The organism is Pararhizobium sp. LjRoot238 (assembly GCF_964252955.1).
GTDB lineage: Bacteria > Pseudomonadota > Alphaproteobacteria > Rhizobiales > Rhizobiaceae > Pararhizobium.
The window spans coordinates 76,509-89,241 of the sequence record NZ_CAXUPP020000003.1 but is presented as its reverse complement, the minus strand read 5'-3'; the positions used below and the strand labels follow the sequence as shown (position 1 = coordinate 89,241).

The window sequence follows — 12,733 nt, the reverse complement described above, 5'->3', positions numbered from 1 at the left end:
CCGCATCACGCCGCGCCAACGGAGGTGCGGAGCTTCCAACCGCCGAAGCGGCGCTCCATCCACCGCGTGAGCCGGATGAGCGCCTGCGCCAACAGGAAATAGATGCCCAGAACGGCGAGAAGCACCGGCACCGGCTGATAGGTGCTGACGATGATCGAGTGCGCTTGCTCCGTCAGTTCCGCCAGCCCGATCAGCGATACGATCGACGTGCCCTTGATGAGCATGACGAATTCGTTGCCCATCAACGGCAGCAAGGCGACCAGCGCCTGCGGCAGCACGACATACCGCAGGCGCTGGAAAGCACTCATCCCCAAGGCGATCGCCGCCTCGTGCTGGCTGGTGTGAACGGAAAGAACCGCTGCCCTGATATATTCCGAGGAATAGGCGGCATGCGTCAGGGAACAGCCTATCACTCCTGCCTCCCATACGCTTAGCCGCATGCCAAGGAACGGCGCGGCAAAATAGAGCCAGAACAAGGTGACATAGAGGGACACGCCACGGAACAGTTCCACGAAAGTGATGGCGGCGTAGCGCACCAGCCGCAACCGCGACAGGCGTGCAAGGCCGACGAGAATTCCCAGGCCGAAGCCGAGCGGAAGGATGATCACGAACAGCAAAAGTGTTTGCGCGAGCCCGTCCAGCAGCAGCGGGACCCACACCAGCAGGTCACGCATGCGCACTCCCCCCGGCGAGAAACTCGCCGGGCGCTTCAGGCTCGCAGGAAAGTGCGAGGCCCAAGATCCTACTCCTTGCAGATGTCTGCGAGCTTCACTTCCGGCGAGGGAATATCCGTCGGCGTGACCGCGTATTTTGCAAGGACGGCATCATATTCCGGAGTGCCCCGGAAAGCCCGTAGCGCATCGTTGAATGCCGCGACGAGGTCCTGGTCATCTTGGCGGAAGCCGAAACCGAGATAATTGATCGACGGCTTGCCGTCGAAGACGGGAAGCGTGAACGGCGTGGCCCGCTCCACCGACTTTCCGCCGTCGGCCGCGATGGTCTCGTTGGCCGCAAAGATCGTCGAGGACGTCAGGTCGACGCGGCCCGATTTCAAGGCGAAGAAGACCTCCGGAAAATCCTGGAAGACGACGAGTTGGCGCTCGGGGATGCCTAGTCGCTCGAAATCCTTGCGCGACGCCGAACCCTGCTGCGTTCCGATCTTGATATCCGGATTTTTCAGGACGTCGTCGTAGCTATGAATATTCTTGGGGTTTCCCTTCTGAACCGTGATGGCGTCGGCGATCTGGATATGCGGTTCGGCAAAGGCGATTTCGGCGCATCGTGCCGGACGAATGAAGAGGCCTGCAGCAATGGCGTCGAAATGCCCTGCCTTTAGGCCAGGGATCAGCGTGCTGAACTTTACAGCCACGCCATCGACCGCCTGAACGCCGAGTTTGGCGAACGCGGCGCGCGCTAGCTCATAGTCCACGCCCGCAAGGCTGCCGTCCGGTTGTTTAAAACTATAAGGCTTTTCGTTGGAAAAGCCGATTTGGACTGTACCGGTGCGCTTGACGCGCTCCAGTGTGGTTTCTGCCGCGACGGGCGACGCCACGATGCCAGCTGAAAAAATGGCGAGGACGGACGCCAGGAAAACTCTCTTCATATGCAATTACCCCCAAGCAATTCGCGTTACGTTTGCATCGCAACCATAAACCAAGCCGCAATATTGATAACAATTTTGATTTCAATTTTAGCCGCATGCGGCGAACGTTTTATCAATAAGGTCGGTTCGACGAGGCACTACTGCCCGCGAAGGTGTGAACCGACGCTTTAACGCCGTTTCAGCCGGCGAGCCGTGAGGCATTGGCAGACCGGGCGCGCCCCTCCCCGAACAACGTCTCGCGGAATGTCTCTCGACGTTCGGCAATGCGTCCACGGTTCCGCAGCTCGGGAATGACTTGGTCAACGAAATCGACAATCGTGCGCGGCGTAACGATGGAATTGAAATTGAACCCGTCGACGCCCGTTTCATCGACGATCGCCTCCAACTGATCGGCGATGTCGACAGGGGTTCCGACCAGGATGCCGTCTCCGAAGCGCCCGACGTCTTCAATCGCCTCCCGGACCAGGAACGGTCGGTCTGACTGGGTGGTGTACTGCGCCGCGCGCGACTGGTTGGCCTCTGTCAGCGCATAGCCGAGGATGGAATCCGGATCGAGGGTGGACAGATCGTAGCCGGACGAGCCGCAATATTGCGCCAGCGCCGATTCCGGCGAGCGGTACAGCGTATAGTCCTCCAGTTGTTCTCGCGCTTCTGCCTGCGTGGGGGCGACGATCGCCGTCTGCTGGTGGAAGATCAGGATATCGTCCGGCGCGCGGCCGAAGTCCACGGCGCGCCGGCGAATGTTGGCGACGTTCTCCTTGACCGCCGCCAATGTCCGCCCCTGCACGAAGACACATTCCGCGTGCCGGGCGGCAAAGTCGCGCCCGGCCCTGGAACTGCCCGCCTGGAAGATCACAGGCGTCCTTTGCAGGGAAGGTTCGCAGACGTGCGGGCCGGCGACCTTGAAGAATTCGCCCCTATGGTCGACTGGGCGAACCAGCGCCGGGTCGATATGAACATCGTTCTCGATGTCGAACCGGACCGCACCGTCGCTCCAACTGGCCTCCCAGAGCTTGTAGCATACCGAGAGAAACTCGTCCGCGATCGCGTATCGTCGATCGTGCGCAATCGGTTCGTCCAGTCCGAAGTAGCGGGCAGCGGCCGCGATATAGGACGTTACGACATTGAGACCGATGCGACCTTTCGTCAGATGATCGAGCGTCGAAAGTCGCCGGGCAACGTGGAAGGGATGTTCGTAGGTCGTGGAGATCGTCGTCACGAAATTGAGTGACGTCGTCGCATTGGCCATCGCGGGGACGAGCAATGACGGATCGTTGGAGGGGAACTGCATGGCATGGCGGATCGCCACCTCCGGCGACCCTCTGTAGACATCGGATGCACCGAAGAAATCCCCCAGAAAGAACGCGGTAAAGCCGCCTTCCTCTATCTTGCGGGCAATCGCGATCCAGAAGCCAATGTCGTTGTAGTTGTGATGCCGGCTATGTGGATGCCGCCAAAGACCATGGGAGTCACCGGTACGGTTGTTCAGTTCAAACAGATTGAAGAAAATAGGCTTTTTGGCCATTGTGCCCTCAGGATAGGTCGCGGGAATAGCGGCTGGGCGGGCGCGGTATCTGGAGGTTGTCACGCAGGGTCAGACCCTCGTAAGCCTCGTGATAGAGACCCCGGCGCTGCAATTCCGGAACGACCAGATCGACGAAGTCGTCGAGGTCCCCCGGCAGGTAGGAGAACCGCACATTGAAGCCATCGGCGCCGCCGCTTCTGAACCAGTGCTCGAAATGGTCGGCGACGTCCGCCGCTGTTCCGACCACGGTGTTGTAGCCGGGCGAAAGCCACCGGTAGAGGTCGCGGATGCTCATGCCGGTTTTGCGAGCGTGAGCAACCAGCAACTCCTGCCGCGTCTTGTCACCTTCCGTCGGCGGGACATCCGGCAAGGGACCGTCGATCGGATACTTGGACAAATCCGCTCCGGCCGCCCCCGAGAGCATCGCCACGCCTGCGACCGGGTGCACGAGCTCTTGGAGCTGTTCATACTTTTCCTGCGCTTCGCTGCGCGTCGCAGCAACCACCGGTGTTACCCCCGGCAGGATAGCGATGTGGTCCGGATCCCGACCTGCGGCCGCCGTGCGCGCCCGTACGTCGTCGTAGAAAGCGATCGCGCCTGGCAGATCCGATTGGGCCGTGAAAATGACATCGGCGAAACTTGCCGCAGCGTTCCGGCCGGAATCGGAAGACCCGGCCTGTACGATGACCGGATGCCCCTGTACCGGACGGGCGACGGCGAGCGGCCCGCGAACCTTGAAATCCGGGCTGGAATGGTTGAGGACGTGCATCTTTTCAGGGCGGAAAAAGCGACCGCTGTCCTTGTCGAAAAGAAATGCGTCGTCATCCCAGCTGTCCCACAGGCCTTTGACGATATCGACGAATTCCGTTGCGCGCACATAGCGGAGCGAATGCGCAGGATGCTCCCGCTGGCTGTAGTTCAGGGCTTCCGCGGCATTGGAGGAAGTTACCACGTTCCAGCCCGCGCGTCCCTTGCTGAGGTAGTCCAGCGAGGCCAGCTGGCGGGCAACAAGGTAAGGCTCATAGTAGGTGGTTGTGACCGTCCCGACCAACCCGATGCGGCTCGTGGTAACGGCCAGTGCCGAAAGCAGCGTCACAGGCTCGAAGTCGACCACCCTGGCGCTGTGGCTGAGCGTTTCTGCATCGAGCTTCACGGGAAAGGGAAGCGTATCGGCAATGAAAATTGCGTGGAACAAGCCTCTTTCCGCTGTTTGCGCAAAGGCGATCTGTGCGTCGATATCGAGGCTCGCCTGGGCGTCGGCCCGCGGATAGCGCCACCCCGCCGTGTGTTGGCCCGGTGTTTGCAGAAATGCACCCAGGATAAGCTTGTCGCGTCTTGCCATGCCATGGTCTCAATGCAGAATGTTGGAAGAAAAGCGCCATGCCGAGACTTTCCCGGCATGGCGTGCGTGGTCAGCCCTTGGTGGTGCGCCAGTAGGCCGGGGTGTCCCAGCTCGGCCCGGGCACGAAACCCTTCACATCCGCCCGAACAGGCACCTGGCCGAGTTGCTGGTAGATGACGATGAATGGGGAATTGTCGCGAACCTCCCTCTGCAAATCGAGGTAGATGGCTTCGCGCTTGGCGGAGTCGGCTTCCGTCAATCCCGACAGCGTCTTCTTGGTCAGCTCCGGAACAAGCCAGTGGTCGCGCCAGGCCGCGTTTTTGTTCTTGGAAGCATCGCTGTCGTCGTCGTTGATCGTGAAAAACGAAGCGCTGGCATGGACGTCGAGATAGTCGGGCGACCAGCCGAAGAACACCGCGTCGTGCTGACGTCCGCGAAACCTTGTCTGGAGCTGCGCCCGGTCAAGCGTGTTCAGCTCGACGGTGACGCCTGCCTGGCCGAAGGTGGACTGCAGGGATTGACTGATCTCCCTGTCGGGTGAGCGGCTCGACACGTCGAGCTTCAACTTGAACCCGTCTTTGTAGCCGGCAGCCTCCAAGAGAGACTTTGCCTTGGCGATATCCAGCTTGTAGGGCGTCTCGTCCAACGAGCCGCCCGAGCCGCTGCCCCAGAAACTCTGGTGCACCTTGGCTTGACCTTTCAGGATGTTGCCGGTGATCCCTTCGTAATCGATCGCCCAGCGCAAGGCCTGCTGCACCTTGGCATCGTCCAGCGGCTTGATGCCCTGGTTGAGCGCGATGTAATTCACATCGGTCTTGGGCGTCGAAACGATGGCTATGTCGGCGTTGGTCGAAAGCGCCTGTATCTGGTCGGCGGTCAGATTTCGCGCGATGTCCACGTCGCCTTTTTCAATCAGTAGCCGCTGGGTCGCGGCTTCCGGGATGTGACGCAGAACTATGTTCTTCAGGGGGACGCTCTCGCGCTTGTAATGCGGGTTCGCGGCGAGAAGAACGGCCTCGTTCGGCGTCCAAGCGGCCAGTTGATAGGGTCCGGACCCTGCCGTGTTCTTCTTCAGCCAACCGGCGCCGAGATCGCCCCCACTTTCATGTTTAATCGCCTCCTGCTTGTCGACGACCGAGGATACCGTGGACGATAGCACCTTCAGGAAAAGGTCGGGCGCATACGGCTTGTCGAGCTTGAGCACAAGCGTTTTCTCGTCCGTGTAGCCAACGTGGTCCGAGATGTCGTCATCCGACCACCCGAACTGCGTCAGGTAGAAGACCGGCGTCTTGCCCAGGCGCACGACACGCTCCAGGGAGAATGCGGCGTCTTCTGCAGTGACGCCGCGGCCGGAGGCAAAAAACAGACCGTCCCGGATCTTGAAAGTGAAGGTCAGCCCGTCGTCGGAAACTGTCCAGGATTCCGCGACACCACCCACCGGCTTCGTGAAATCTGCGGGATCGAAGGTGATCAGCCGCTCATAGACGTTGTTGACGACTTCGCCGCCAGTTGCCTCGTAGACCTCGGCCGGATCGAGCGTGATCAGGTCGCTGATATATTTCGCCACCACGAGGGTGTCGGCGGGTGTTTCAGCGAATGCTTGCGGGGCGCTGGAAACGAGCGATGCGCCGACGAGGAATAGCAACGTCGCAGCGGTGGATTTCAACGACGCCCCGCGCGTTGTTGAATGGTGCCCGGCTTGAAGGGGATAGGCTTGAAAAGAGGGATGCATGGGATCTCCTGATGTTGCGTTCGGCGGCGTTCGGGAGCCGAGACAAGCATCTTTCGCCCTTGTTCATCCCCCGCGCTAAGCTTCAAAGGTGAAGCCAGCCAGAGAACGGTAACTCTTTTGAGATCAATATTGATAACAATTTTGATCTCTTATTTCCGGACCCATTGAAAGCACATTCCAATTATGGCTGCGTTTCGAGTAGACCGACCTCTGGCTCACGGCGGGCGCTTTAGGAGCCCGCCCTCTCGCCAGCGCTGAACCGCACAATATGCATGCCATCCCTATGATGGACAGCGCAGTTAGCATGTCTCCGAACAGCGCTGCCGCAAGAACGATGCCGAAGCCCGTACCCCAGTAGCCGATCTGGCTGAAGACGACCGGACCTGCCAGTTCCTGAAGACGGAAATTGGCAAGATAGGAGAAGGCCGAAACGCAGATGAATGACAGAAGCCAGAACAGGATTGATGCATCGGCAAAGCTCCAGTTTGCCGGAGATTCAAAGATCGGCGCTGCGAGACCAAGTATTGCGCTCGAGACGAACAGCGTGGCGCACGAAAATGCGAGGGCGGACGCCCCAGGGGGCCAGTATGCCAAACGCATTACGTTACCCGCTGCCGCGCAGACGGGAATAGCCAATCCTGCATAGACCCAAAAGGATTGGCTCACGTTGATTTGCAAAAGTTGTTGCTGCACGAGGGCAATCATTCCCACGAAGCCGATGACAATTCCCAAAAAGCGGAGAAAGAACACTTTCTCCACGCCCATTGCGACGGCAAGTGTCATCGTCAACAGCGGCGAAAGGCAGTAGATCGTCGCCCCGTAGGCAGGCCCCACTCGCGCAACGACGAGATGCGACAGCACGACGGGAAAACCAAAGCTGATGAGGCCCAGTAGCAGATAGAGAAGGAGATCACGGGGGCCGCACGGCAAGGGTTTCCTCGAGCCACCCAGCAGCCAGGGAAGCAAAACTGCGCCCGCACCGAAATTGCCGATAACGGCGAGTTGAAACGGCTGAATTCCAGCATCCAGGGCTGCCTTGGACACCATGATTTTAGCAGCAAACAGGAAGCCGCAGACCACAAGGAGGGAAAATGGCGACGCGAAAAATGTCCAAACTGGTCCGCGTGTCATAACTGTCCTCTTGTGCGTCTTCTTCCAAATGGTTATCTTCACGTGAAGATAACCATTTGAGATATCTTAATGTCAAGACAATATGAGGCAGGAACGAAAGACGGTAGCCATCGAGACACGATCGATGAAATCCGTGCGCAATGGGCGCTGGAGCTGCCTGATTTGGACACATCTGGAATCGCTATCCTCGGTCGGGCCCGATGGATAACCCTTGCCTCTCGTCCGAGGATCGACGGAATTTTTCAATCTCACGGCCTCGATAGCGGCGAAGCTGATGTCCTATTCACGCTTCTGCGTTCCGGCCCACCCTACCGGCTTCGTCCGACAGAACTGTTCCGGTCGATGATGATTTCATCAGGTGGCATGAGCCACAGATTAAACCGTCTCCAGACTGCAGGACTGGTTCGACGGACCGCAGCCGAAAAGGACGGACGAAGTCTCCTGGTGGAATTGACAGATGAGGGAAAGCAGTGTGCCAAACAAGCTTTTCAAATGGACGCGGCCGCCGAAGCAGACATGCTCCAAGGCCTGACCGGGCAAGAACGGGCCGAGCTGGAAAGACTTTTGCGCAAACTTTCGCGGACGTTTCCTGCTGCCAACGGCGAATAAAAACCTCATCCTCTCCGAATTTTTGGCATAGCTACAGCAGCCACGTCTCTAGATCTGCCGTATGGTTCACCCAGAAGTGCACCCATTCGAGGCAAACGAAAACGGCGCTCATTCAACTTAATTTTTCAGGAGGCATTGCGATGACCCAGCGGAATGAAGGCGACACCGAACACTGGAAGCACGACGGCGTACGGGTAATAAAGGGCGCCCAGCTCGACCCCAACACTCCCCAGACGCCGGGCATGTTTAGACAGGCGGCAATAAATCATGCGCGCGTCGGCGCCCAGAAAATCTGGGCAGGCACCGTATCCATCGAACCGGACGCGAAGACGGGTGTCCATCATCATGGCGCGCTCGAAAGCGTGATTTTCGTCATTCGGGGCAAAGCGCGGATGCGATGGGGAACACGACTGGAGTACGTTGCGGAGGCTGGCCCCGGAGATTTCATCTATGTTCCGCCATATGTACCGCATCAAGAGATCAACGCTGACCCCGATCACGTCCTTGAATGCGTTTTGGTTCGCTCAGACAACGAGGCGGTTGTCGTCAACATCACTGATGTCGATCCCGTCGAGAACCCTAAAGAGGTATACTGGGTCGATCCGATTCATTCCCGGCCCGACCAATCGATTTCTTCGGAGTAAGAGTGTCGAACGCCTTGTTGGGCGTCGAACCGACGACTCTCACCAAGCTTAACGCTCTGCGCCTTCGGCCGCCGCACGGGCGAGACGAAAGGCTTATGCTGATTACTTGCGATCGTTGGGCCTGCCTGCTTTCTGGCGGTCATCGGTTGCGTTGTGCGTTGCCCCCAAGCTGGAACTGGCAATCAACTCGCGCAGCCGGCCAGCCTCATTGGCGAGTGTTGCGCTGGCTGCATTTGTTTCTTCGACCATGGCCGCGTTCTGCTGTGTCACCTGGTCCATCTGGTTGACGGCCGTGTTCACCTCGGAAAGGCCGATCGACTGTTCACGCGCCGACGTCGCGATGGAATCCATATGTTGGTTTACCGTGACGATATAACCCTCAATCGTCTTCAGCGCTTGCCCCTCGCAAGTGTCCTGGGTTTGACATAGAGCGATCCTGATTTAGCCGATCAGATCGTCCACAGCTACATGAAGTCGGGCGTTTCGTATCTTCACGGATGCTTGTAGAATCCACCATCTTCTCCACCCAGCCGTTTGTCGCCAGAATTGGCGGGAGTTGCAGGTTCTGGTCGACATCTGCGTGATCACAACCTCTCCAGGACGACGCGGTTCTCCTATCGCCTAACAATCCGACCGCTGCGGCGTCTTGCATTAAGTCTCGAAGGAAACATCGATGATGGCGCGAGCCGGGCAAGAGTGGACAGGAAAATGCCCACGACTATCTTGGTCACTGAGAGCATTGCAAAGGATAAAAAGCAACGAAGAACTCGGCGCGGTTATCGAAAATACGCGCGCCCTATATCGCTTGGACCATATAACATTTCTCATCGTTCACGATGGGACCAGTCCTCAGCCCTACCCGTTTTATTGCACGACCTATCCCCACCAGTGGACAAACGTTTACCTGAGCAGAAACTATTTTGACGTCGACCCCGTCATCGCGGTCAGCCGCACGGGGTTCCTGCCCGTTGACTGGTCGGACCTTAAACGGACGTCAGTTACAGCGGACGCCTTCTTCAAAGAAGCGAGATCGTTTGGCATAGGCCGACATGGTCTGAGTTTGCCGGTGAGAGGGCCAAATGGCGAACGCAGCATATTATCAGTGACCTCTAATACGGCCGGAAAATTATGGTCCAGGCTACGCAATTCCAGCATTCACGACCTGCAAATCTTCGCCCACTGTCTGCATGAGAAGGCAATCTCTTTTTCCAATCGTCGCGCCGGCAGCGTGTACAAGACACTTTCGCGGCGGGAAAAACAGTGCCTTGAGCTTCTCGCGCAAGGCAAGCTTATCAAGCGAATTGCTTCGGATCTTGGCATTTCGGAAAGCGCAATTCGCCTTTATCTTCGTTCGGCAAGGCGTAAGCTTGGGGCCGCCACCCTCTATCAGGCGATGGCCAGGGCAAGCTTCCTGGAGAAAATCCATGTCTGATTAGAATCTAGCTGCGCGCTCACCCGCGGTGCGCGTCAATCTCCCGAAATCGACAGATTGCGACAGCTTCCCCTTCGAGGAAGTCTGGTCACAAGGGCCATCCGCCGGCCGGTCGCTCGCAATGAAGCGGGATGCCGATATGTCATCCGACGCTCTGATGCCTGTCGCGGCGGCTGTTTCTTTCAGTCAGGGAAGGATCGCACAATGGTGGATATGCAGACCATCGACACTTGGCGGAATGCGCCGCGGCTCACTGCTTTTGCGCCGTTCTTCGAGCGAACAGCAACGGGCCTCGGCGCAATGCCTGATCGAAACATACCAGAGCCCGATATGCGGCTTCTGGAATACGATCTGGAATGCATGACGTTCTGGGACACGCACCGTCGGCTATGGGGTCATTTTGACAACCATTATTTCGCAAGCATCCCCTATCGCCTGGAAGAGGAGTGCCGCCTCGCCACCGCTATACTCTCGCACAGCCTGCGTGTTTGGGGACATAGCGGCCGTGCCGCAACATTCTACTCCCTTGGGGCTGGAGCGGGAACGCTCGCAAGAGCTCTCGCCAGGCTCGGCGACGGCCGGCTGGAGACCTTGTGCTGCAGTCCCACGGATGGCAACCGCACCTGCTTTTTTGCCAAACGAGGGAGCGAGCATGCGCATTTCTACCACGGTCCGTTCTTTGAACTGGATGCAGAACTCTACGCGGCCGATGAGAACCTGCAGCCATTCAGGGATGGCTTTGATATCTTGCTCGAGGACACAACCTTCCAAATGTACAGTCGCGACCGGAAAGCGCAACTCGCGTTCATCGCGCCCCGGATCCGGAATGATGGTTTGCTCATTCAAGTGCAAAAGATCGCACACCCAGATAGCGAAACCTATCTGCAGCGCGAGCGCCAGAAGGACGAGCAGTTCAAGCGACGTTACTTTTCCGAGACCGAGATTGTTGCGAAGAAGCGCGATGTCCTAGACACTATGCGGAAACTCCAGGTCGACCTGGAGAGTTCAATTGCTGCGCTGAGCACATTTTTCAGTCACTCCATCGTGACCTGGAACAGTGGCAATTTCTACACGATCGTCTCTTCCAATTCGCTCGCCGCGCTCAAAGGCTTCGCTAGATCGATGCTGAAACCGGCGATTCCGCCCGAGTATTGCTACGAACAGCTCCCACTCCGGTTTTTTCGAGAAACCGCTTCGTCACCATCTGAGCGATCGGAGTGGCGGCCTTCGCGCCCGGCCGACAGTTGACGCGACATGGGCCTTGCACGCCAGAGCCGAGGAAGCGAGCCGATGGACGAAAATCCGACTACAGTTCGATCCCGCGGCAACGAATTCACCGCGGCTGGACTGAAACAAACCTTGTCGCATCTCTTGCCACGGCTGGATGACCACTGGGCTCGCCCGCTCAAGAATTATGCACAGACGGCCTACCACATCGCGGGTCACCGAAGTGGATGTTCTGCTCGTGACGAGGCCATGTTCTTCCTTCAGACCTGCGTCGAACGGGCTGCGGTGCGTTCGGGAGCCACCTCGCAGGAAGCGAAGCAATCGGCCCAACAATTGGCGGCGGCCCCTGTCATTCAAACCGGTCCCCACTGCCATCTGTTGATCGAACCGGATGCGTTTTACACACACCTCTTCAGCCTGCTCGGATTAGACGCGAACGGGCTGAAATGGCATATCTGGTACAGCGCCTCCACTGTGAAATTCATTGAAAGGCCAAGGAAAGGTCCAGGATGGCTGTTGCTTGAAGGCGAGCCGGTCAACATCTTCGGGCTTCCGAGACGCCTGATGGATTCCTACAGCGTATGCGGGTTCAACGGCCCTTACAGCTTCCAATTAGTGGGAAGCAGCAAGGAGACGCCAGCCAACGCGTCAGCCGCCCGGTTGAAGGCGATTTTGCCGGAAGCGGAGTTCGCGTCTGCCGCGGACGCGATCAGGGCTGGCAATCAAGCCCTCTGGAGTTGGGCTTTCCCGGCGCAGCCACGGCTTCTCCAGCTTGACGACATCGACATCGCCGACCTCGTCGCCGATCATCTCGAAGACCCTGGTTCATGGCTATCGAGACATTTTGCCGGAAATGATCTGGTCGCACGCGCCCTCCTCGAAGCAATCGACCAACTTAACGCGGGTCCTTGGGCAGGATGGATCCGCAGCACGACTGACTTTTTCTGGGGTCATACCGGCGGGAAGCTCTTCTCGTTGCGGCTGGCGAACCGGGTTCTAACGGGCAATCCCGGTAAAGCGATGGAGCTGCGCTTTGAGCCGGCGGCTCTCGCAGCAGCACTTCGCAGGCGGGAGATCGTTCCGAACCTGTTTACGACCTTTCTGGTGGCTTCCATTCTACCGGGCATCCGCGTTCTCGGCGGGTGCCGGCAGACCGTCTACTACCCTCTCATGCGCTATGTGTTTTCAAATGCGCTTGAGCGATCCGGTCACCAGGCTTTGTTGGAAACCCTCTGTGCTGATGATTGCCCCGGGGTGTGGGGCCATCGTGTTCTGAAGCCACGCAACGCGTGGCCGTTTCAGGAGCTGGAGAGCAGCCCCCTCCCCGTCTTGCTCGATCTGTATGGCAAGCAACCACTCGAACAGACGTGCGGTGATCTTGAGAGCTTTATCAGCGATCCGATCTGGGAGACGCTGACGCAGCGGATCGCAGATGAGGTCGTTCACGTCCGTTCACCAGAATGGAAATTTGCCTGATCGGAGCTTCGT

11 protein-coding genes and 1 pseudogene are annotated in these 12,733 nt (G+C 58.3%); 5 read left to right on the top strand and 7 right to left on the bottom strand.

The genetic code is table 11. The annotated features are described in order from the left end of the window. Nucleotides 1–5: 5 nt before the first annotated feature. From ACSQ3F_RS25105 to ACSQ3F_RS25080, 6 genes are all read right to left on the bottom strand, one after another. Nucleotides 6–674: an amino acid ABC transporter permease gene (locus ACSQ3F_RS25105; RefSeq protein ID WP_436102926.1), complete on the bottom strand. Its 669-nt coding sequence runs from the start codon at nt 672–674 to the stop codon at nt 6–8. Between the two features lie 68 nt (nt 675–742). Then, entirely contained in the window at nt 743–1,603 is an 861-nt protein-coding gene (gene ehuB, locus ACSQ3F_RS25100) for an ectoine/hydroxyectoine ABC transporter substrate-binding protein EhuB (RefSeq protein WP_436102925.1), read from the bottom strand. A 178-nt stretch (nt 1,604–1,781) separates the two neighbouring features. Continuing rightward, entirely contained in the window at nt 1,782–3,128 is a 1,347-nt protein-coding gene (locus ACSQ3F_RS25095; RefSeq protein ID WP_436102924.1) for an LLM class flavin-dependent oxidoreductase, read from the bottom strand. Between the two features lie 7 nt (nt 3,129–3,135). Continuing rightward, nucleotides 3,136–4,470 (bottom strand): LLM class flavin-dependent oxidoreductase, encoded by a 1,335-nt coding sequence (locus tag ACSQ3F_RS25090; protein ID WP_436102923.1) that lies wholly within the window; start codon nt 4,468–4,470, stop codon nt 3,136–3,138. A 70-nt stretch (nt 4,471–4,540) separates the two neighbouring features. Continuing rightward, nucleotides 4,541–6,136 (bottom strand): ABC transporter substrate-binding protein, encoded by a 1,596-nt coding sequence (locus ACSQ3F_RS25085; RefSeq protein WP_436102922.1) that lies wholly within the window; start codon nt 6,134–6,136, stop codon nt 4,541–4,543. A gap of 189 nt (nt 6,137–6,325) precedes the next feature. After that, nucleotides 6,326–7,333: a DMT family transporter gene (locus ACSQ3F_RS25080; protein WP_436102921.1), complete on the bottom strand. Its 1,008-nt coding sequence runs from the start codon at nt 7,331–7,333 to the stop codon at nt 6,326–6,328. 69 nt (nt 7,334–7,402) lie between these two features. On the opposite strand from ACSQ3F_RS25080, the gene ACSQ3F_RS25075 reads away from it, so the two are divergent. Beyond that, nucleotides 7,403–7,942, top strand: coding sequence for a MarR family winged helix-turn-helix transcriptional regulator (locus ACSQ3F_RS25075; RefSeq protein WP_436102920.1), 540 nt, complete (start codon nt 7,403–7,405; stop codon nt 7,940–7,942). Nucleotides 7,943–8,082: 140 nt separating this feature from the next. Then, the gene (locus ACSQ3F_RS25070; protein ID WP_436102919.1) at nt 8,083–8,586 is read left to right on the top strand and encodes a cupin domain-containing protein; all 504 of its coding nucleotides are present in this window, start codon (nt 8,083–8,085) and stop codon (nt 8,584–8,586) included. A gap of 102 nt (nt 8,587–8,688) precedes the next feature. Here ACSQ3F_RS25070 and ACSQ3F_RS25065 read toward each other — a convergent pair. Then, nucleotides 8,689–8,988 (bottom strand): annotated as a pseudogene (locus ACSQ3F_RS25065) (methyl-accepting chemotaxis protein); the annotation flags it as partial. Nucleotides 8,989–9,259: 271 nt separating this feature from the next. On the opposite strand from ACSQ3F_RS25065, the gene ACSQ3F_RS25060 reads away from it, so the two are divergent. From ACSQ3F_RS25060 to ACSQ3F_RS25050, 3 genes are all read left to right on the top strand, one after another. Beyond that, nucleotides 9,260–10,018, top strand: a complete 759-nt coding sequence (locus tag ACSQ3F_RS25060; RefSeq protein ID WP_436102918.1) for a helix-turn-helix transcriptional regulator — start codon at nt 9,260–9,262, stop codon at nt 10,016–10,018. Nucleotides 10,019–10,222: 204 nt separating this feature from the next. Further along, the gene (locus ACSQ3F_RS25055; protein ID WP_436102917.1) at nt 10,223–11,266 is read left to right on the top strand and encodes a class I SAM-dependent methyltransferase; all 1,044 of its coding nucleotides are present in this window, start codon (nt 10,223–10,225) and stop codon (nt 11,264–11,266) included. Nucleotides 11,267–11,308: 42 nt separating this feature from the next. Next, nucleotides 11,309–12,721 (top strand): hypothetical protein, encoded by a 1,413-nt coding sequence (locus ACSQ3F_RS25050; protein ID WP_436102916.1) that lies wholly within the window; start codon nt 11,309–11,311, stop codon nt 12,719–12,721. Nucleotides 12,722–12,733 lie beyond the last annotated feature (12 nt).